At 62.5% G+C, this 20,703-nt stretch carries 15 protein-coding genes; 6 read left to right on the forward strand and 9 right to left on the reverse strand.

The window, feature by feature from the left end:
* Positions 1–28: 28 nt before the first annotated feature.
* Positions 29–1,348, reverse strand: a complete 1,320-nt coding sequence (locus RW095_RS16635; RefSeq protein ID WP_317017023.1) for an MFS transporter — start codon at positions 1,346–1,348, stop codon at positions 29–31.
* A gap of 439 nt (positions 1,349–1,787) precedes the next feature.
* On the opposite strand from RW095_RS16635, the gene RW095_RS16640 reads away from it, so the two are divergent.
* The gene (locus RW095_RS16640; RefSeq protein ID WP_317017024.1) at positions 1,788–1,994 is read left to right on the forward strand and encodes a hypothetical protein; all 207 of its coding nucleotides are present in this window, start codon (positions 1,788–1,790) and stop codon (positions 1,992–1,994) included.
* A 1,201-nt stretch (positions 1,995–3,195) separates the two neighbouring features.
* The gene (locus RW095_RS16645) at positions 3,196–4,338 is read left to right on the forward strand and encodes a porin (protein ID WP_317017025.1); all 1,143 of its coding nucleotides are present in this window, start codon (positions 3,196–3,198) and stop codon (positions 4,336–4,338) included.
* An 88-nt stretch (positions 4,339–4,426) separates the two neighbouring features.
* Here RW095_RS16645 and RW095_RS16650 read toward each other — a convergent pair whose 3' ends face one another.
* Together RW095_RS16650 and nhaR are read right to left on the reverse strand one after the other, a co-directional pair.
* Positions 4,427–5,986, reverse strand: a complete 1,560-nt coding sequence (locus tag RW095_RS16650; protein WP_317017026.1) for a methyl-accepting chemotaxis protein — start codon at positions 5,984–5,986, stop codon at positions 4,427–4,429.
* A 183-nt stretch (positions 5,987–6,169) separates the two neighbouring features.
* A complete protein-coding gene (gene nhaR, locus RW095_RS16655; RefSeq protein ID WP_317017027.1) occupies positions 6,170–7,066 on the reverse strand; it encodes a transcriptional activator NhaR in 897 nt (298 codons plus the stop codon).
* A 258-nt stretch (positions 7,067–7,324) separates the two neighbouring features.
* Here nhaR and RW095_RS16660 point away from each other — a divergent pair, with 258 nt between their 5' ends.
* The gene (locus tag RW095_RS16660) at positions 7,325–8,293 is read left to right on the forward strand and encodes a Tim44 domain-containing protein (protein WP_317017028.1); all 969 of its coding nucleotides are present in this window, start codon (positions 7,325–7,327) and stop codon (positions 8,291–8,293) included.
* Positions 8,294–8,372: 79 nt separating this feature from the next.
* Here RW095_RS16660 and RW095_RS16665 read toward each other — a convergent pair whose 3' ends face one another.
* Positions 8,373–10,166 (reverse strand): extracellular solute-binding protein, encoded by a 1,794-nt coding sequence (locus tag RW095_RS16665; protein WP_394365154.1) that lies wholly within the window; start codon positions 10,164–10,166, stop codon positions 8,373–8,375.
* 253 nt (positions 10,167–10,419) lie between these two features.
* Positions 10,420–13,068: a hybrid sensor histidine kinase/response regulator gene (locus RW095_RS16670; RefSeq protein ID WP_317017030.1), complete on the reverse strand. Its 2,649-nt coding sequence runs from the start codon at positions 13,066–13,068 to the stop codon at positions 10,420–10,422.
* A 350-nt stretch (positions 13,069–13,418) separates the two neighbouring features.
* Between RW095_RS16670 and RW095_RS16675 the strand changes: the two genes are divergently transcribed.
* From RW095_RS16675 to RW095_RS16685, 3 genes are all read left to right on the forward strand, one after another.
* On the forward strand, positions 13,419–15,683 hold the full coding sequence (locus RW095_RS16675; protein ID WP_317017032.1) for a two-partner secretion domain-containing protein: 2,265 nt from the start codon (positions 13,419–13,421) through the stop codon (positions 15,681–15,683).
* Between the two features lie 34 nt (positions 15,684–15,717).
* Positions 15,718–17,457, forward strand: a complete 1,740-nt coding sequence (locus tag RW095_RS16680) for a ShlB/FhaC/HecB family hemolysin secretion/activation protein (protein ID WP_394365086.1) — start codon at positions 15,718–15,720, stop codon at positions 17,455–17,457.
* Between the two features lie 203 nt (positions 17,458–17,660).
* The gene (locus RW095_RS16685) at positions 17,661–17,954 is read left to right on the forward strand and encodes a GYD domain-containing protein (RefSeq protein ID WP_128585808.1); all 294 of its coding nucleotides are present in this window, start codon (positions 17,661–17,663) and stop codon (positions 17,952–17,954) included.
* A gap of 266 nt (positions 17,955–18,220) precedes the next feature.
* Here the strand turns inward: RW095_RS16685 and RW095_RS16690 are convergent, their stop codons facing one another.
* From RW095_RS16690 to RW095_RS16705, 4 genes are all read right to left on the reverse strand, one after another.
* Positions 18,221–18,430, reverse strand: a complete 210-nt coding sequence (locus RW095_RS16690) for a cupin domain-containing protein (RefSeq protein WP_317017033.1) — start codon at positions 18,428–18,430, stop codon at positions 18,221–18,223.
* Positions 18,431–18,497: 67 nt separating this feature from the next.
* On the reverse strand, positions 18,498–19,028 hold the full coding sequence (locus RW095_RS16695) for a GNAT family N-acetyltransferase (protein ID WP_317017034.1): 531 nt from the start codon (positions 19,026–19,028) through the stop codon (positions 18,498–18,500).
* Positions 19,025–19,615: a helix-turn-helix domain-containing protein gene (locus RW095_RS16700; RefSeq protein WP_317017035.1), complete on the reverse strand. Its 591-nt coding sequence runs from the start codon at positions 19,613–19,615 to the stop codon at positions 19,025–19,027. The genes RW095_RS16695 and RW095_RS16700 overlap by 4 nt, the downstream gene beginning before the upstream one ends.
* Positions 19,616–19,716: 101 nt before the next feature.
* Positions 19,717–20,637: an AraC family transcriptional regulator gene (locus RW095_RS16705; RefSeq protein WP_317017037.1), complete on the reverse strand. Its 921-nt coding sequence runs from the start codon at positions 20,635–20,637 to the stop codon at positions 19,717–19,719.
* Positions 20,638–20,703 lie beyond the last annotated feature (66 nt).

Consider the following 20,703-nt stretch of genomic DNA (forward strand, 5'->3'; position numbering starts at 1 on the left):
TTGATTGGTCGGGCGAGAGGCAAACGGCTCATGCTGGTGCCTGGAGCGTCTCGTTTGCGGCGGGCGCGTCGGCGATCGGCTTGCGCACCAGCAGCAGATAACTCATCGCGCCGATAAACGCGATGCCCGCGGCAGTCAGCAAAGCCGGCACGAACGACCAGGTTTGCGCGATATAGCCGGTCAAAATCGGCGCGAGTGCGCCGCCAAGAAAACCGCCGAAATTCTGGATCGCGCCGAGCGAGCCGACGCGGTTTGGCGGTGCGGCCGCCGTCGCGAGCGCCCACGAACTCGCGGATGCGGCGTTGGCCAGAAAGATCACGACCGAGATGCACACGATTGCCAGCACGTTGCTCTCGACGAGCGCGGCCGGAATCGTGAACGCGACCATGCCGAGCATTGCGATGACCACGGCGTTACGGCGGCTCGCCACCGGGCTCGCGCTGCGGCTCGTGATGAGATCGGAAAACCAGCCGGCTGTGAGCGAGCCGAGAAAACCGCAGAAGAACGGCACCGATGCGGCGATACCGGTGTGCATCAGGCTCATGTGACGCTCCATCGTCAGATAGCCCGGCAGCCATGTCAGGTAGACCCAGTTCAGATAAACGGAGCCGAAGAAGCCGATCAGCATGCCCCACGTGGTGCCGTGCGAGAACAGCGAGCGCCATTCGGCGAATGTGACGGCCGGTGCCGGCTTGCGGTCCGCTTCATCGCCTTCCAGATAGCGGCGCTCCGTCTCGCTCATGGTCGCCTTGACCGGGTCGCGATAAACCGCGAACCAAACGGCCGCAACGATCAGACCGGCCGCGCCCGTCGCGATGAACGCCCAGCGCCAGTGGAAGTTCACGACGAGCACCGAGAGGCAGAGCGGCGCGAGCGCGGTTCCGAGTGGTGACGCCGAGTTGAAGATGCCGGTCGGCTTGCCGCGTTCGCGCAACGGAAACCAGTTGCTGACCACGCGAGCCGCCGACGGAAACTGCGGCGCTTCGCCGATGCCGAGTACGATCCGCGCAAGCACGAACCAGCCGAATGTCGAGACAAAGCCGCCGGCGGCCTGCGCGAGTGACCACACGATTAGCCCCATGCCGAGCAGCTTGCGCGGTCCCATCCGGTCGACAAGCCCGCCGACCGGCAACTGGAAGAGCGCATAGCTCCACGAGAATGCGGACAGCAGCAGTCCCATTTGCCCGAGCGTCAGGCCCATGTCGTGACGGATCAACGGATTGGCGACAGCGAGCGTTCCGCGATCGAGATAGTTGACGATGCCGCTCACCATCAGCAGCGTGAGCGCCACGACCTGGGCGCGGCGAATTTTCGGAGGGGGCTGCTCGTGGCTCGGGGTTGCGCTCATGATCGTTGTCTCCGTTTCATGTTGCGTTTCAGCTAGGCGGGGCGCACCGATGCGATGTCGGGCGGCCGGGAGTTGCGCGGCGCATCTGGCGGGCGCTGGCTTAGGGTCTGTGGCCCCTTCGGGTGTGGCGTTCGGCGCTTGATTCCGTTGCGGTTGTGCTTCCAATGCAGATGACCATCACTTGATGTTAGCGCTTACATTGAAGGCGGAAGCCGCAGCTGTTGCGACGGCCGTTCCGGGCAAGCCTTTTCACAGATAAGAATGATAGCGCTTACATTCTGTGTCGCCTCGCTTGCACGCGCAAGCTCGAAAACACGGTTGACGGGTAAACACTGACCATCGCCGCATGGTGCTCTTAGGCGCGCGAACCGCCACGTCGAAAGTGGCACAGTGTTTGCTCAGGCCGTGTGCCCACACAGTATTAATAACGAGAACAACCATGCAACCTGACCAGACCGCTACTGATTTTTCCCAGTCTCGACCTCTGCTCGCGACTCCGCTTGCGGGCGTGAGCGAGCGGGCGCCTCGCCGCCAGCTTGGCCTGCTTGTGCGCGTGACGTTCTGCTTTGCGTGGCTATTCGGTCTGGAGCCGTTTCTCACTGGCGTCGCCAGCGATCCATCGCACCCCGGTCGGGATCGCCGTTGATGCGTGCGCGCTGCCGAACTGACGGCGCGTGAACGTTTCACTAGCGAGCAGGGCAATTTCTACATTGGTGGCCACGGCGGGCACCAGAAGCGCCGCGAGCGCCCTTCGCAGGAATATCGGTGCGATGCTGCTAGCGGGAGCCCTTCCCGTCCCCAGGAGCCTGTCATGCAAACCGACCCGACCGTTGATCCCGTAGCCGACCCTTCGAACCAACCCTTGGACGCGCCCGAAGATCAGCCGCGTGCGCTGCCCGGCACGCCGCCGGACACCGATCCGCTGGCCCCCGGCAGCGCTCCAGACGATGACGGCTCGGTAGGGCGATCGCGCCCGCGACCGTAGACCATGGCAGCAGCGCTGCTGGAATTAGGGAAACTACGCGTGAAAAGGCGCACGGCCGTGCCGTTAATTTAGATGGAAGGCTGTTCGATGCATTGCCGTCCGCTTTCAGCACAGGGTTGGTCACGCGGCGGTCGGCGCCGCAGTTCACCTCCGGACACACCCGTGCTGAAGGCTTCACTTACCAGCCATACATATGTAATTTCATGCGGCATCTGCGCCGCAATTTAGCCACGGCCGCCTTAGGGGCGGTTTGTTATTGGCCCAGGCGGAGCCCATTGAGCCCCGTACATACTGATTGCGCACATCACCCGCGGTTCGGGGCTAATAACCGCGCTAATCAAAGCCTCTGAATGCCGTGATAACCGATTATACGAATAAGCGCGGATTAAGCGGACTATATTGGGGCGATTAAGTTCCCCGGAATTGCAAACGTTTGATCGCTCGCCCATAGCGGCTGCGGCACTGCTCAATTAAACATCAGCAATACGTTTAGAAGTGCGGTTTTCCACGCCGCGCATTACTTCGCGCGTATTACAAGCTGTTGCATTCGCACAACTTTAGTTATTGAAAAGTTGCAAAGATTTTATGTCCGGCGCAGGCGAATGCCCTGTCCCTCATTCGAATAAAATTCCCAAAAACAAAGACTTAGCCCCTAAGGGCAATCGATTATTGCCAAATCGGCAAGACCGTGTTGTGCGAATTGCGGGCGCTCGCTACCAGGGTGGCCCCCTACACTCACGCTTCGTTTAGTGGGTGCCCCGGCCGGGCCAGAACGGTTCGGCGACAAGGGCGGCGGCACGTTCGCGTACTGCCGAGGCTGGTCCCGCTCCCCCGCGAAATTTATCGAACAGGAGTCCCACGCATGAAAAAGAGTCTCATCGTCGTTGCGGTTGCCGCATCGTTCGCTTCCGTCGCTCACGCACAAAGCAGCGTCACCCTGTACGGTCTGCTGGACGCTGGCGTGACCTACACGAGCAACGTTGCTCACAACTCGAAGTGGGCAGCCGGCAGCGGCGGCATCGAACAGAGCCGTTTCGGCCTGCGCGGTTCGGAAGACCTGGGCGGCGGTCTGAAGGCAATCTTCACGTTGGAAAGCGGCTTTAACGTCAACAACGGCCGTTTCGCGAACAACAACGGCATGTTCAACCGTCAGGCATTCGTCGGTCTGTCGAGCGCGCAATTCGGTTCGGTCACGCTTGGCCGTCAATACGACGCAGCGCAAGACTTCCTGGCACCGCTGACCGCAACGGGCAGCTGGGGCGGCACGTACTTCGCGCACCCGTTCAACAACGACAACCTGAACACGAACGGCGGCTTCGCAGTTAACAACTCGGTCAAGTACTCGAGCGCTAACTACGCTGGCTTCACGTTCGGCGGCACGTACGGCTTCTCGAACCAGGCTGGCGCATTCGCAAACAACCGCGAATACAGCCTCGGTGCTGCTTACCAGTGGCAAGGTCTGCGTTTGGGCGCTGCTTACGCACAGCAGAACAACCCGGGCGCAACGAACGCTGCTGGCACGGCTAGCAACGGCGGCGCGACCGACGGCGGCTTCCTGGGCGCAACGGGCAACTTCCGTCAACGTGAATTCGGCGCAGCAGGTTCGTACGCTTTCGGCCCGGCAACTGTCGGTCTGGCATGGACGCAATCGCGTATCGACAACGTTGCAGGCGTTCAGCAATCGCTGCGCGCTAACAACTACGAAGTTAACGGCAAGTACAACCTGACCCCGGCTCTCGGCCTGGGCGTGGCGTACACGTTCACCGACGGCAAGGGCTATGGCACTGCCGCAAACGGTGGCTCGACGTCGGTTCGCTACCACCAGATCGGCCTGCAGGCTGACTACTCGCTGTCGCGTCGTACGGACGTGTACGCTCAAGCCGTGTACCAGCACGCAATGGGCGACGGCGGTGTTGCTTCGATCTACAGCGGCGACATCACGCAAGCTCCGTCGTCGTCGAAGAACCAGACGGCTGCTACGGTCGGTCTGCGTCACCGCTTCTAAGCTTCAGCAGAAGCTGCTTGTTGTACAAAAAGGTGCCGTTCGCGGCACCTTTTTTTTATGCGCGGACCGCCTGAACGCAACAGCCAGATCAGGCGTGCTGGCCGACTTTGAACACCGCGACAGCCTCGCGCAAGTGCTCGGTCTGCTCATCGAGCGAACCCGCTGCGGCCGCGGCCTGTTCGACGAGCGCGGCGTTGCGCTGCGTGACGTCGTCCATCTGTCGAATCGCCAGGTTCACTTCGCCGATGCCGGAGCTCTGTTCCTTCGACGCCGCGGAGATTTCGTTCATGATCGCCGTGACGCGGCGCACCGCCTCGACCACTTCGCCAATCGTACTGCCTGCTTTCCCGGCCAACGTCGAACCTTCGCCGACCTGCTCGACCGACTGGTCGATCAACACCTTTATCTCTTTCGCGGCCGTCGCGCTGCGCTGCGCGAGATTGCGGACCTCACCCGCGACGACCGCAAAGCCGCGGCCTTCCTCGCCGGCGCGTGCAGCTTCCACAGCTGCGTTGAGCGCGAGAATATTCGTCTGGAACGCAATACCTTCAATCACGCTGATGATCTCGCCGATCTTGCGTGAACTGTCCGTGATGCCGGCCATTTTCTGAACGACGTCGTTGACGACTTCGCCGCCGCGCGCGGCAATGCTCGATGCGTCCTTCGCCAGTTCGGACGCGGTTGCCGCGTTGCCGGCGTTCTGCGTGACGGTCTTGGTGAGTTCGTCCATGCTGGCGGCGGTTTGCTGCAACGACGCGGCCTGTTCTTCGGTACGGCTCGACAGGTCCAGGTTGCCCGCGGCGATTTCCTTCGAGGCGACCGTGATCGTTTCAGCCGAATTCTTGATACGCGCGACGGTGGCCGCAAGCTGATCGCGCATTTCGCGCAGCGAGAAAAGCAAACTGGAGGTGTCGTCGCGGCGCAAGTCGATAGGTGTGGCCAGATCGCCGCGGGCAATGCGCATGGCGATTTCGGCCGCGGCGGACGGCTCGCCGCCAATCGAGCGCGACACGTTGCGCACGACGCGCGACGCGACGAACGACACGAGCACGCCCAGCACCAGCAGCATGCCGCCGGAGCGCAGCAGAGTCGCGTAGAACTGCGCCTGGATGTCGTCCATGTAGGCGCCGGCGATGAAGTCCCAGTTCCACGGCGCAAAGCGCTTCACGTAGCCGATTTTCTCGCTCGGCTTCGTGTCGCCGGGCTTCGGCCACCAGTAACGCAGATAGCCGGCGCCGCCCGCCGAGCCGCCCGCCGCGGCGATGTCGTGGTACAGCGCATTGCCCTTGGCGTCGCGAAAGCCGCTCATGTCCTTGCCGTTGAGTTGCGGGCTCATCGGGTGCGCGACCATCACCGAGTCGCTGCGCACAATCGTCACGTAGCCCGAGGTGCCGTAGCGCTGCGCATTGACGCGAGCGATGGCTTGCTGCTTCGCTTCGTCGACGGAAAGCTTGCCGGCGTCTGCCTGCTTCGCGTAGTCGGCGACAATCGACGCCGCCATGTCGGTCACATCGGCCAGCGCGGAGCGCCGTGCGTCCATCTGTGCGCTACGTGCTTCGAACGCATTCACTACGGTGACGATCAGCAGCGCCGCCCAGCAAAGCAGCAGGGGCACCCATAACTTCTGTTTCAATGTCAGACGGTTCATTATTGGATTCGACGGTTCGTTAAGCGCGAGATAGGGGCGCTTGCCAGGCAGCGCCATAGTTCGCATAACGGCTGTCCAAGCGGATTCTTTATCCCTTGCCCGACGGTCGAGTCCGCACCGCACGCCAGATAAATCAAATAGTTGCGCGGTGGTCACATGGTTTGCGTCGAAGAGCGCGCGACGCTACGCATTGAATAGTTCGCTGCGCGCCGCGTCGATGATCGTCGCGACAGCCGGATGGCTGATGCGGCGTTCGATCGAGATCGCAAAGAATTCCTCGACGATGGTGTTGATTTGCCCGACGGTCGTGAGTTTATGTTCGGCCTGCAACTGGTTCTCGAGGACCGTCGGCGCGAATAGCAGGCCGCGGCCCTCACGACCGAACGCAAGTGCCATCGCACTGTCGTCGAACTCGCCGACGATGCGCGGTGAAATAGCGCGCGATGCGAGCCAGTGATCCAGCTTGCGGCGCACCGCCGATTCGGTGCCGGGCAGCAGCAGCGGCAACTGGCCGAGCGACATGGGAAAGCGTTTCCGCACGCCATGCAGTAGCGCTTCAGCGCCAAAACAGCTTAGGGTCGAACGGCCGAGCCGGTGATTGAACGCCTTGATATTGACGTCGGCGGGAATGGGCGCGTCCGCGATGATCAGGTCGAGGCGGTGCACGGCCAGTTGAGCGAGCAGCGCGTGCAGCTTGCCTTCGTGACAGATCACCCGCAGCGAAGCGGGCGCGCTCAGCGCCGGTTCCAGCAGCCGGTACGCGATCGCCTTGGGCACCGAGTCCGCAATGCCGACGCGAAACCGGGATTGCGTGCCGGCCTCCTGCTCGCGGCGCACCGCGCTTTCCAGTTCCGAGCCTAGCGAGAATATTTCGTCGGCGTAATCGAGCGCGAGCCGGCCGGCATCGGTTAGTTCGAGCGTGCGCCCGCTTTTCTTGAAGAGCTTTTTATCCAGCGCTTCCTCGAGCAGTTTGATCTGCCCGCTCAGCGTTTGCGGCGTGATGTGCAGTTGCTCACCCGCACGGACGATGCCGCCCGCGTGTGCCGCAACCCAGAAGTAATACAGATGCTTGAAGTTCACGCGTCCTCCCGCGATTACGCGACGTTACGGTTTTTGCGAACGATCAGCAACAAAAATACGAATTTTCCGTTGTCTCCCGTTCGGTTAGATTCAAGGCTCGTCCCGAGGCGTCAGCGGGCGGCTCATCGAAGCTGACACAGGTGACCTATGTCATTCGTTGCACAGTTTCTGCGTTCGAAAAGTCTTACTGTCCGTAAGGTAGTCGCGAGAAGATGACGCGCGGCGCGGGCGGCCCCTGACACATCAAGAGAGGTTTATATGTACAAGCAAACTGTCGATCACTTGCGGCGCGTTGCCGGCAAGGTGACACGCGGCACCGTAGCGCTCGGTCTCGCGGGCGTGCTCGCGCTAGGCGCGCTCGCGGCCAACGACGCACAAGCGAAGCGCGTCGGCGGCAGTCAAAGCATTGGGCGCCAGTCGCAGATGGCGTCGCCGTCCGCTCCGGCGCAACGAAGCCAGCAAGCTCAGCCGACGCAACAGTCCGCACAGGCGCCGGCCGCCACTCCGGCGCGCAACCGCTGGCTCGGTCCGCTGGCAGGCCTTGCCGCCGGCTTTGGTATTGCCGCGCTGCTGTCGTCACTTGGCCTCGGCGCGGGGCTCGCGCAAATGCTGTCGAACGTGCTGTTGATCGGCCTCGTGGTCGTTGCCGGTGTGATGCTGTTCAGGTTCATCGCCAATCGGCGCCGCCCGGATCTGGCTTATGGACACGGCGCCACGAACCGGTCGCAGACCAATGGCTCGCCGCTCCACAACCAGGCCGGTCACGCGCGGCCGGACACGAACTTTTTCGGCATGCGACGCGCCGCGACGAATCCGGCCGGAGCAGCGGGCACGGTGAAGGCGCCCGTGCAACCGCTCGGGCTCGATCAGGCCGAGCTGGTGGCTTCGGCGAAAAGCACGTTCATGCGTCTGCAAGGCGCATGGGACCGCAACGAGCAAGGTGACCTGTTCGAATTGACCACGCCGGAGATGTTCGCGCAGATCAAGCGTGATCTGGAAAGCCGCGGTAGCGAGCCGAATCGTACGGAAGTACCGCAACTGGATGCCGAAGTGCTGGGCGTGGAAAGCACCGCGGACGAGACACTCGTCAGCGTGCGCTTTTACGGTCAGATGCGCGAAGACGGCGCAGCGACTGCCCAGCCGTTCCAGGAAGTGTGGAACATTGTCCGCGGCGCACAGGGCGACCAGGCGTGGCGGCTCGCGGGCATTCAGCAGCTCGACCGGTAAGGAAGGACGGGGGCATCCATCAGTGGATGCCCCCGTCTAACCGTTAGAAACCGCGCAACGGGCACTGAGTATCGTGCCTCTATTTCGCATTAGCCGAACGCTTTTTCCACCAGGTCGACAGCACCCATTCGTCGGCGGCGAAATAAAGCGGGAGCTTCGCGGGATATCCGAGGTCGTTACGGTATGCGATGCGGTGGCTTGCGGAATACCAGTGCGGGATCACGTAATAGCCGTTCATCAATACCCGGTCGAGCGCGTGTGTCGCGTCAACAAGTTGCTCATGCGTTTGCGCCGATACGACCCGTTGCAGAATGGCATCGATAGCCGGCGACTTTACGCCGACCAGGTTATCGGAGCCCTGCTGATCGGCATACTTGCTGCCGAAACGCGAAAGCTGTTCGGTACCCGGCACCTGGACATCGGGCAAACGCACGGTTGTCATGTCGAAGTCGAACGCGTCGAGACGCTTTTGAACGAGCGCGAAATCGGCGGTGCGGAAATTCATCGTAATCCCCAGCTTCTGCAGATTGCGGCCAAACGCGGCGGCGACCGGCTCCATTGACGTGCCGCCGCCACTGTCCTCGAGAAGTTCGAACTCGAACGGCTGCCCGTTCATGTTGCGCAGCGCACCGTCGCGATACGTCCAGCCCGCCTGCGCCAGCAGTTGGCGCGCCTTGACGAGATTGGCGCGCAGTGAACCTGGCGGGTCGGTGTCGGGCTGTTGCGGCATGTCACCGAACACGGCCGGGTCCAGCTGTCTGCGCAGGGGCTCCAGAATCGCTAGCTCGCCTTCGCCTGGCCTTCCTGTCGCCTGCAAGTCTGTGTTGGCAAAGAAGCTGCCGGTACGCTTGTACTGATCGAAAAAAAGCTGACGGTTAAGCCACTGGAAGTCGAGCGCGAGATCGAGTGCCTGACGTACCCGCACGTCGCGGAAAATGGGCCGTCGCAAGTTGATGAAGAAGCCTTGCATGCCCGCGCCGTTGTGGTGAGGAAACTCGCGTTTGATCAGCTCGCCGCTGTCGAAGCGCTTGCCGACATCTCGCCGCACCCAACTCTGCGCGACGTTCTCGACGAGAACGTCGTACTCGCCCGCCCTGAACGCTTCCAGCTTCGCGACCGCGTCGGCATACAGTTTGTATTCGATGCGTGCAAAGTTGTGCGTGCCCACGCGCACCGGCAGCGACGCGCCCCAGTAGTTGGGGTTGCGCTTATAGCTGATGGTGCGACCGTTGTCGTATTTGTCGATCAGGTAATCTCCGCTCGCAATCGGCTTCTCGAACGCGAGCTGGTCGAAGGGAATACGCGTGCCATCCGGCCTCATGCCCCACTTGCGCGAAAACACCGGGATTCCGCCCGCGAGCAGCGGCATTTCGCGCGTCGCGACCTTGTACTCGAAACGGATCGTGAGCCGGTCGACGACCACGGCCCGCGCGATCTGCCCGAAGTACACCGAGAACTGCGGCAGAGCCTGCGGACTCTTCAGCGTGTCGAACGAGAACTTGACGTCCTCGGCCGTGACTGCGTCGCCATTCGAAAAGCGCGCTTCCGGATTGATGTGAAAGGTTGTCGAAAAGCCATCCGGCGCTACGTCGATGTCGTCGGCGAGCAGGCAGTACGCGCTCGCGACTTCGTCGGAACTGCCGGTCGTCAGGCTCTCGAACATTAGCCCGAGTCCGGGCGCGGGATTGCCGCGCAGCGTGAATGGATTGAATTTATCGAAGCTCGTCAGGCGATTCGGGTTCGCGAGGACAAGCGTGCCGTCGCGCGGTGCGTCGGGGTTCACGTACTCGAAGTGCTTGAAGTCCGCCGGGTACCTGGGCTCGCCATATTGCGCGATGGCGTTGACGGCGCACGCAGGATTCGCGATCCACATGGCCGATCCGCTGAGCACGAGCGCGGCCAGCAAGCGCCAGGTGTTGCGCAAGCGTACCCTCGTGTGAGTCATAAACTCCCTTGGCGCAGTGCTCCCATTTGAACGTCAATTGGACCGCCACGCGCCGCCGGCGTTTCATACAGCGAGTCGCAAAGCCGCGTCCGTGCGTTCGAGCTGGGGGTAATCGGGCGCCCGCCGTCAGCGCCGACCAGGTCGCGAAGGCGGGAGCGTGTCTTGCGCAAAAGTGAGCAGGTCACTCCACGTGGGGCGACGCCGCAGCCGGCGACATTTCCGCGAGCAGCGACATCAGATATTCAATGTCCACCGGCTTGACGAGATGATGGTCGAATCCAGCGGCCTGCACGCGCAGATGATCGTCCGCCTGGCCGTACCCCGTTACCGCGATCAGCACCGGCCGGACCTCGCCCTTCAGGCGGATCAGCCGGGCGAGTTCATAGCCGTCCGTATCGGGCAGCCCAATGTCGAGCAACGCTGCATCGACGGGCTCGGCCTCGGCTATCGCGAGGGCGTCGTTGGCGCAATACGCAACGTTGACGCGATAACCCTCGCTCTCGCAAAGCAGTGCGAGTGAGTCGGCGGCGTCCTTGTTGTCGTCGACGATCAGCACATGCAGCGAAGCGCGCTCCGCATGCGACAGGCCCGCAACCGACGGTTCGTCGTGCAACGGCGCAGATACTTCGGGCGCGTGACAGAGCGGCAGCCTGATCGAAACCGTGGCGCCGCGGCCGGGCCCGGGACTCGTAATGTCGATCGAGCCGCCGTGCAATTCGACAAGCTTCTTCACGAGCGACAAGCCGATGCCGAGGCCACCATGCGCCCGGTCCAGCGTTCGCTCGCCCTGTGCGAACAGATCGAAAATATGCGGCAGAAGATCGGGCGAGATGCCGCTGCCGTTGTCTTCAATGGTGACGGTCGCGAAGCGTTCGTCGGCGAGCGCGGTCACGCACACGTTGCCACCGGGGTCGGTGTACTTGCACGCATTGTTCAGCACGTTGACGAGAATCTGCGACAGGCGCAGCGGGTCCGCGTGCAGCCAGACCGGCGTGGGCGGCAGCCGCACGGTGAGGTGCTGGCCGCGCGAGCTCGCCATCGACGACACCGTTTCGAGCGCGCCGTAAACCGCGGTGCCGACCAGTAGCGGCTCGCGTCGAAGCACGATGCGGCCGTGCGTGATGCGCGAGACTTCGAGCAGATCGTCGACGAGTCGTGCCATGTGATCGACCTGCCGGCTCAGCATGCCAACCAGTTCGCCGGCCTTCATGCCGGCTTCTTTTTCTCGACGCAGTAGTGCAATGGCATTGCGCATCGGCGCGAGCGGGTTGCGCAGTTCGTGCGCGAGCATCGCGAGAAACTCGTCCTTGCGGCGGTCCGTTTCGCGCAATGCGAGTTCCAGCGTCTTGCGCTGCGTGATATCCACCGCGCTCGCGATTACGCGCCACGGGCGGCCGTCGGCGTCGCGCTGCAACACGGCCTGGCTTTGCAGCCAGCTTTCCCTGCTACCCAACGAGATGCGGAATTCCAGCGGCTTGTCGAATTCGCCAGTGAGCGCGACGCGGCGCATCGCTGCGTCCACCGACGCGCGGTCTTCGGCGTGCACGCGATGAAGCGCTGCGTCGTAGGTGAGCGCGCTCGGCGCGGCTGGCATGCTGGGCACTGCGTCTACGCTGTCCCAGCAGACCGTCCATGAATCGAGCGACAGATAACCAATCGTCATTCTGGCGGCGCGCATAGCGACCTGTAGACGCAGATTGCGCTCTTCGAGCGCGGCGGCTGCGACACGCTCGTCGGTGACGTCCGTCGCCATGCAAAACCATTCGCGCAACGTGCCGTCGTCATCGCGTAAAGGCGCGGCCCTCGCGACCAGGGTCCGCCAACTGGAATCGCGCCGGCGCAGCCGGAACGTCATCGAGGCGGGCATCTCGGCCTTCACGATCCGCGACCACTGCTCGCGGGCGCTTTCCTGGTCGTCGGGATGAACGAGGTCGAGCCATTCGCAGCCCGCGCTCAGCCCGTCCTGCGCCGCGAATGACTGCCAGTTGCCAAGCTGATGCGTATTCCCCTGTGCGTCCGCTATCCAGGTTAGTTCGGAACTCGCTTCGACGAGCGCGCGATAGCGCTGTTCGCTGCGTTCGCGTTCTGTCTGCGCGTCGTGCTGTTCCGTAATGTCGTATGTCACGCCGAATACGCGCTCGATTTCCGAGCCGGTTCCGCAGTCGGTTTCGCCGCGTGTTCGAAGCCACAAGCGCTGTCCATTGGCGAGCTGGACTGGAAAGTCCAGTTCGAAAGGCACGCACTGATGCAAGCGGCCGGTCAGCTCGCGCGCGAACCAGGCGCGATGACTTTCGGGGATTCTGTCGAACAACCATTGCAGCGGCACTTCCGCCTGCTGGGGATCGAGGCCGTAGATCTGCGCCAATTGAGCGCTGATTCGCGCGGTGCGGCTGCCCATGTCCCATTCCCACGCGCCGACACGCGCCGCGTCGAGCGCGAAGCGCAGACGCCGTTCGCCGACCTCGTAGGCTTCGCCGGCCTTCACGAAGTCGTCGATGTCCATCGCGATGCCGCATGCGCCGGACACGATGCGCGCGTCGTCGAAGATCGGCCGTATGCGCAGTTTGTGCCAGCGGTATTTGCCGTCGAAACGCTGCAGGCGCGCATTCACCTTCACGCTCTCCCCATCGGTAAGCGCGGTGCGCCATGCATCGTGCACTTTCTTGACGTCGCATTCGAGAACGAACTGGTCCCAGTGCAACGTTGTATTGGGTGCGAACGGATTGCCGAGATATGTGCGGCAGGCGAGGTTGGCATAGGTGACGATTCCGCGCGCTTCGGCAGTCCACACCAGGGCCGGAACCTGATCGGCAATATCGTTGTTGCTCATTGCGTTATCAATCGCACTGTTCGTACTGCTTCCAGGAGGACGTCTGCTCGGATCCAAGTGAGATTGAAGCGCCGCCCTGCACGGGCTACGCGAAGTTAATCGTCGTTTGCACGGTGCCTGACTGCTATAGGGGAAATCATGGGATTGCGCGTTGCAGTGCCGCACTCACTGCTCATGCGGTGGCCAATTCTGCAGACGTTTAGGCACGATCCGTGGATATCCCGCTCACCTCTGCTCATTGTGCTCCTGAAACCGACTGTAATAATACGTCGTGCGTGCAGCGGTACTGACGCGCCATAACCGCAAGACATCAGACAATGCGGCGCCCATCGAGTGGGACAGGAGACGTGATGATCAAGACTTCGCCGGCAGGGTATGACCTGGGAAACTCACGTCGGCGGGGCGCGCGCATTGCGCTTCTGCCGCTTGCCGCGGCGCTGCTGTGCTGCGTCGCTTCAATCGAAGCGCGCGGCGCGGGTGCGCTGCCTGCGGGCGGAAGCTTCGTCCGCGGAAACGGCTCCATCAGCGGCGACGGCACGACGTTGACCATCAATCAGGGTCCGGGCCGGGGCGTCGTCGACTGGAACAGCTTTTCGATAGGCGCCGGCAACCGCGTCGTGTTCGCCAACGGTAACGGCGCGACGCTCAATCGGGTCACTGGCGGCTCTCCGTCCGTCATCATGGGTACGCTGACGGCCAGCGGCAGCGTCTACCTGATCAATCCGCAAGGCATCGTTGTCGGATCGAGGGGCGTGATTTCGACGAACGGTCGTTTCGTCGCGTCGACGCTCGACGTCGTCGACACCGACGCTTTCATGAACGGCCACCCGTTGACACTCGCGGGCAACTCCGGCGCGAGCATCGTCAACATGGGCACGATCGCATCCGGCACCGGCGACGTGTTTCTCATCGCGCGACAACAGGTCACCAACTCCGGCACTATCAGCGCGCCGAACGGCACGGTGGAACTGGCAGTCGCGCAGCAGGTGTTGCTGCAGGACTCGTCTTCGGGCAGACAGGTCTTCGTGCAACCGGACCAGCAGGGGGCGGGCGGGACCATCACGAATCGCGGCTTGATCCAGGCGGCGCAGGTCAGCCTGCAGGCCGTCGACGGCAACATCTACGCGCTCGCCGGCAATCACGAAGCGATCCGTGCGACAGGCACGACCACACGCGACGGACATGTCTGGCTGGTCGCGGGACATGGCACGCTGCAGCCGGGCGGCTCGATCGAGGCAACCGGCGGCACCGTCGACATGAGCGCGGACACGCTGGCGTTTCCCACCGGCGGCGCGACGGTGCGGGCAAACCAATGGAACATTGCGACGCCTGCATTCACCGTAGACGGCAACGCGGCGCAAGCGCTCTCCGCGAGCCTCGGCACCGGCACATCGGTCAACCTGCAGACGACCGGCGCGAACGGCAGCACCGGCGACATCGACGTGAACTCGGGAATCGGCTGGCAGGGCAACGCCTCGTTGACGCTTGCGGCGTATCGCAACCTGACGGTCGCGCAAGGTGCAACCATCGGCAATCAGGGCGGCGGAAGTTTGACGTTGCGCGCGGACTCCGCGAGTGTCGACAACGGCGGCAGCGTGGCGAATCGCGGTGTGATCGACTGGTCACGCAGCACGGGTATCGTCAATGCGCTCTACGACATGAACGGGACGTACAGCGCCGGCACGCTGCTGGGCAATCCGGCATGGACCGCCCCGGCCGGCAGCGGCCAGGTCACGCAGATCACGGCCTACAAGCTGGTCAATAACGTAACGGACCTCCAGAACATTTCGCAGGACCTGGCGGGTAATTACGCGCTTGGCACGGACATCGACGCGACCGGCTATACATTGACACCGATCGGCAACCATACGACGCCCTTCACCGGCCAGTTCGACGGCATGTGGCACAACGTGCGTAACGCAAAGATCGAGATTGCCGACTTCAGCAAGGATTATTCGTCGGGTCTCTTTGGTCTTGTCGGCCAGGCCGGCGTGTTGCGCGACGTCGGCGTGGAAGACAGTTCGGTGAACACGAGCCACTCGGGCAGCGGGCTGCTCGCCGGCGTGAACCAGGGCGTCATCGCGAACGCGCATTCGACCGGCGCGGCCTCGGAACTCTTTCAGAACGGCACCACGTTCGGCGGGCTGGTAGGCCGCAACGAAGGCAGCATTGAGCGCTCGTGGAGCAGTGCCGCGATCTCTGGCTCGGACGCGAACGGCGGACTCGTCGGCTACAACCTCGGTTCCATCGCGCAGTCGTATGCAACGGGCAGCGTGAGTCCGGTTTTCTTGACGGGGTACGGCGGCGCACTTGTCGGTATCAACGACGGAACCGTTACGCAGTCGTTTGCGACAGGCGCGGTTCAAACGCGAAGCATGCCGACGCATGGCGTGAGTGCGTTCGGCTCGGGCACGCTCGCGCAGGACGTCTATTGGAACAAGGAGACGACAGGGCAGCCCGCGAGTGGCGGGAGCTTGCCGCCGTCGAACGGGCTAACCACCGCGCAGATGAGCGACCCGGCGAATTTCGCGGGCTATGACTTCGGAGCGAACGGCGTGTGGGCGATGCCGTCCGGCGCGACGCAACCCGTGTTGCGCTGGCAGCTTGCGCATTAGGCGGCGCGCTTCATTCGCGGATGAACCGGCGCGCGTGTCGCCCGCGTGTTGGGCGCTGCTGACGTCGTGCGTCGTCGCGGCTCTTCAGCCTTCGCCCGTGTTCGCGCAGGCCTGGCGCGACGTTGCTCCGCGGCCGGCGCCGCCGACTCCGCGCAGTGCGCCATCGCAACCTCCCGCGCAGTCCGAAGCGGATTCCGCGCAGATCGCGGTGACGAAGCTCGAAGGTCTGGTGTTCGAACCCGCGGGCGCGACCGCGCCAGCGGCAGCCGCACAGCCAGGCATTGCCGCTGAATCCTTGCCGGTACTGGACGCGGCTTTTCTCCGCACGTTCGAGACCGATCTCGGCAAGCCCCTCACCTTCGGACGGCTTGCCGAGATCCGCCGCGCCGTGGTCGAGCGTTATCGCGCGGCCGGCAAGCCGCTCGTGGATGTCTATGTGCCTGAGCAGGACGTAAGCTCGGGCGTCGTGCATATCGCGGTCGCGGAATTTCGCCTGGGGCAACTGCGCACGAGCGGCAACCGCTACTTCTCCGACGATCTGCTGAAGCGCGAAATGCCGCTCGAAGCGGGCGGCCCGATCCTGCAATCGGACGTGTCGCTGGGTCTGGCCGTACTCAACGCAAATCCCTATCGACGCGTCGATGCCGTCTTCGCGCCCGGAGAAGCGGCGAATTCGACCGACGTCATCTTGCAGACCGACGACCGTCTGCCGCTGCGGGTGAACGCCGGCTACGACAACGCGGGCGTGCGCGACCTCGGTCGCGACCGTTTTTTCGCAGGCGTCGACTACGGCAATCTGTTCGGGCTCGACCAGCACATTGCATATCAATTCACGGCCAGCAATGATTTTTTCAGCGGCAATCCGGACATTGAAGGACGCGCCAACCGCGCGCGTTTCGCGGCCCACGCGCTGAGCTATATCGCGCCGCTGCCGTGGCACAACAGTATCGAACTGTTCGGCGTCTATGCGCAAAGCACGCCGCGCCTGCCGGACAGTTATGGGCAAACCGGCATTTCGGCGCAGATGAGTTTCCGCTACGACTGGCGTTTGCCGACGACAACGGATGCGGCGCAACTCGTCCAGCTCGGGTACGACTTCAAGCGCAGTAATAACGATCTGGAATTCGGCGGCTTTCAGGTGTTCAACTCGAACACGCACATACACCAGTTTCTGCTGACGTACGACTTCAGCAAGCCGGGCGATGCGGGAGCAGCACATGCCTCCGCAACGCTTGTGGCAAGTCCCGGCAGATTGGACAGCTCCAACAACGACGCGGCGTTCGCCACGGCGCGGCACGGCGCGACAGTGCGCTACGCGTATCTGCAACTCGCTGCTCAGCGAGCTTTCGCGCTCGGCGGCGGATTCACATTGAGCGGGCGAGGCGCGTTCCAGTGGACGCCGAATACGCTATTGCCAAGCGAGGAAATGGGGCTGGGCGGAGAGTCCAGCGTGCGAGGTTACGAGCCGTATGTCGTGCTGGGCGATCGTGGCTGGAACGTGCAGACCGAATTGCGCGCGCCCGCGCTGCCGTTCGGCACAAGCAGCGCGGCGGCGCAGCCCTTTGTGTTTATCGACGCCGGCCATGTGTGGAATCGAATCGATCAACCTGCTGAGATGAGTAACGGGTCACTGGTCAGCGTCGGCGCGGGGGTGCGTTTCCAATGGTCGCGTTTCGTCGATTTCCGCTGCACTTACGGCGTGCCGCTACGTGCGCCGACGCCGGGCGGCTCGAAAGCGCCGATGGTGCTTCTCTACGTTTCGATCGGCACTTAACGCGCAAGCGATTCTGCGCAGCACATTTTTAATCGGAAGACAATTACTTAGCGTAACTGATGACTAGCAATCGACGATTTTTCACTAGATCGGTTGCATATACTTGGCTTACGCGCGGGATGCTTGGCAAAGGAGCGTGAGCGCGGAGCCGTTCGCGTTCGTCTTGCGCGTCTGGGTCCCGGCTGGAAGTAAGGGGAAACGTCATGGCGACATATGTTGTTCTTGCACAATTTACTGACCAAGGCATACGCAACGTAAAGAACAGCGCGCAACGCGCTGGTCAGGCAGCGGAAATGGCCAGGAGCTTCGGCTGTGAAATGAAGGAGATCTATTGGACGATGGGGCAATTCGACATTGTCACCATCGTTGAAGCACCGGACGAGCAGAGCTTTTTGTCGTTCGGCCTTGCGCTAGGTTCAGCGGGAAATGTGAAAACCCAAACGCTTCGTGCTTTCTCCAAGGATGAATTCAGCGCGTGTCTCGGCAAGCTTCCATAAGACGGATTGCAGAAGCCTGGCGAAGCGTGAGGGTCTGTTGTCGACGCGCCGGCTAGATAGCCGCAAGGATGCAACGCTATTAGCCGGCGCGTGCAACGAGTATCAGGTCTCGCCGATCATTGATCCGTTATTCGATGCTCAAAGGGCGCATCGCATTCAACGGTGGCCGCATCGGCCCTTTCAAACGTGAGATTAACGGAACGCGCCCCTAACGGCCGCGTTCTATGTCGCGTGCCCGCGGGCACTGTCAGCAACTGACCGGCTCGCTATTCCACCGGGCCGTCTTCGAAGTCGATGATAAGCGTGCCTTCGATCACGAGAAACGTTTCGTCCGAATCCGGATGGAAGTGCCAGACAAACGGCGCATCCATGACGCTCAGATGCACATCGTGATCGTTAGCGCCCATCAGTATCTGATTCGAGTACCCGCGAAGCGTGCGGGCTGCGAGCGCGCCAATGTCCATTGCTTCAATCATGTTCTCTCCGCGAGTTGCCCTGTGCCGGTGTACAGAGTAACGCGGTATCGGATTCAGCGCTGAATGCCTACGGCAGTTGCTTATGGAAGAACGTCGTACCGCAAAATTCTCCGTCGGGCATCAACGCATAGTTGGGCACTTCTCCCACGCGCTGCCAGCCCGCACGTTCGTAAAGTCTCTCGGCGTCTCCGCCCGTGACCGTGTCGAGCACGAGCACGGACTTGCCGGCACGCCGCGCTTCTTCGTCGACGGCGGTCATGAGCCGCGCGGCAATGCCTTGGCGCCTCGCTGCACGGCATACGAGCATCTTCGCGACGTCCGCGCGATGCGGCTGATTTTCAGGTAGCGCAGTGACCAGTTGCACAGTGCCGACGAGCTTGCCGTCTGGAGATTCAGCGACAAGAAGAATTCGTTCGTTGCGCGCCACGCCATTGGCCACCTGCTTCCAGAATTGCAACGCAGTCTCTTTCGAAATGGGCAACATGAAGCTGACTGACGCGCCTCCCTCAACGCAGTCGATCAGTAGATCGGCGAGCCGATCGGCGTAGCTCATTGCTTCGTCAGCGCCAATACGCCGAACGGCTATTGTTTCAGTCATCTTGCGCTCCGTGAGTCGAGGGGCAAACTGCACAGCGCTACGAGATAGCGGGCGCGCCGGCGCGACGTGTTACGAAAACGAATCGGGCTGTCCAGTTTCATGGTGAGACAGTCGCCGGTTTCGAGCTGCCATTGCCGATCTCCCACGGTGATTTCCATTGAGCCGTCTATGAGCCATATCTGTTGATGAATATCGGCGTCGCGCGCGCTCGTGTCGTAACTCACTTCCTTGCCGCGCGGAAAATCTACTTCGACCAACTGGATAGGCGACCAGGCGGGCGGCGACACGTTACGCCGTATGTATCCTGATACGGGGTCTCTCCATACCGGCTGATCGCGCAGCGACGAATGCGGCGAAAGCTCGGTTGCTGAAGCATTATCTGGATGCTCGAAGAGCGATGCCAGCGGAACGCCGAGTGCGGTGGCGAGTTTGTCGAGCACGACTGCGGTTGGACTACTTTCCCCGCGCTCGATAAGCGAGATGTTGGAGCGGCTCACCGAACTTCGCTCCGCAAGCGCCTCCAGCGACCACGCTTTTGCGTCGCGCAGTTCGCGAATGCGTCGCGCGATGATCTGATGAACGTCCATGTTCCAGTTTATTGGAGGTGATTTTCCGGTAAACTAGACGGCGGGGCATGGCTTGTCAAGATCATTGACCGATGCGGCGCGAGGCCTGCAGGCACAACCCGTTATGCATCCTTGTCCGCGGCGGCCTGCTCGTCGCGCGCATATTGGGTTGGCGGCCGGCCGACGTGCCGCGTGAAGGCGACGCTAAACGTGCTCGCGGAACTGTAGCCGACGCGCTCTGCAATCTCCGCGATACGCCCCGCGTTTCGTCGCAGCATGTCCTTTGCGAGCGCCATGCGCCAGGTGAGCAGATATTGCATCGGCGCTACGCCGACCTCTCGACTGAAGCGTTCGAAGAACGTCGAGCGCGAGAGCGCCGCCTCTTTCGCAAGCTCGGCGACCGTCCACGAGTGCGTAGGGCGCTGGTGCATGCCGCGAATCGCGGCAGCGAGTCGGCAGTCCGAGAGCCCGCAAACCAGACCAGGCGATGCGTTCGTTTTTGCGGACGAGCGCAGCGCCTCGATCAGCAACACCTCCAGCAGCCGCGCGAGCACGACTTCACGCGCGGGCCGCTGCTCGCGCGATTCTTCCCGCACCAGGTCAACGAGCGTCGCGAGCCGCTGTTCGCCACGCACATGCACGAGTTGCGGCAGCAGCGAAACCAGCAGCGACGCATCCGGTGAACTGAAGATGCAGTGCCCCGCCATCATTCGTGCGTCGATGCTGTTGCCAGGCGCGCCGATTCTAAATTCGCCATTTCCGAGCGCGACGGGCGCGGGCGTTTCGATGCCCCGCGGTGGAGGCTCGAGGCTCGACATCGCGACGCCGTAGGCCGCGGGAATCAGCACGAAGTCGCCTGACGTGAGTTCGATCGGATCGTGCCCGTCGATGGCGATGCGGCATCCGCCCTCCAGTATTACGCAATAGAACGGTTGCCCCGCGTCGGAGCGACTGATGCGCCAGGGGCTCGCGCCGAAAACCAGTTTCGAGAACCGCGCACTGGGTTGCAGCAGCGTCACCACTTCGGCCAGTGGGTCGGTCACGGTCGGACTCTCGCAAATGAATTTCGGACGTTTGATTGTAGCGAGTACGGCGCGGGCAATCTATCA

Source organism: Paraburkholderia kirstenboschensis, from assembly GCF_032806925.1.
GTDB lineage: Bacteria > Pseudomonadota > Gammaproteobacteria > Burkholderiales > Burkholderiaceae > Paraburkholderia > Paraburkholderia kirstenboschensis.

Coding starts and splice junctions, on each gene's coding strand:
- RW095_RS16665 (WP_394365154.1), bottom strand. CDS start 10,166: ATGTGGATCGCGAATCCTGCGTGCGCCGTCAACGCCATCGCGCAATAT.
- RW095_RS16670 (WP_317017030.1), bottom strand. CDS start 13,068: ATGAGCAACAACGATATTGCCGATCAGGTTCCGGCCCTGGTGTGGACT.
- RW095_RS16635 (WP_317017023.1), bottom strand. CDS start 1,348: ATGAGCGCAACCCCGAGCCACGAGCAGCCCCCTCCGAAAATTCGCCGC.
- RW095_RS16640 (WP_317017024.1), top strand. CDS start 1,788: ATGCAACCTGACCAGACCGCTACTGATTTTTCCCAGTCTCGACCTCTG.
- RW095_RS16645 (WP_317017025.1), top strand. CDS start 3,196: ATGAAAAAGAGTCTCATCGTCGTTGCGGTTGCCGCATCGTTCGCTTCC.
- RW095_RS16660 (WP_317017028.1), top strand. CDS start 7,325: ATGTACAAGCAAACTGTCGATCACTTGCGGCGCGTTGCCGGCAAGGTG.
- RW095_RS16650 (WP_317017026.1), bottom strand. CDS start 5,986: ATGAACCGTCTGACATTGAAACAGAAGTTATGGGTGCCCCTGCTGCTT.
- RW095_RS16700 (WP_317017035.1), bottom strand. CDS start 19,615: ATGGACGTTCATCAGATCATCGCGCGACGCATTCGCGAACTGCGCGAC.
- RW095_RS16685 (WP_128585808.1), top strand. CDS start 17,661: ATGGCGACATATGTTGTTCTTGCACAATTTACTGACCAAGGCATACGC.
- RW095_RS16690 (WP_317017033.1), bottom strand. CDS start 18,430: ATGATTGAAGCAATGGACATTGGCGCGCTCGCAGCCCGCACGCTTCGC.
- RW095_RS16675 (WP_317017032.1), top strand. CDS start 13,419: ATGATCAAGACTTCGCCGGCAGGGTATGACCTGGGAAACTCACGTCGG.
- RW095_RS16695 (WP_317017034.1), bottom strand. CDS start 19,028: ATGACTGAAACAATAGCCGTTCGGCGTATTGGCGCTGACGAAGCAATG.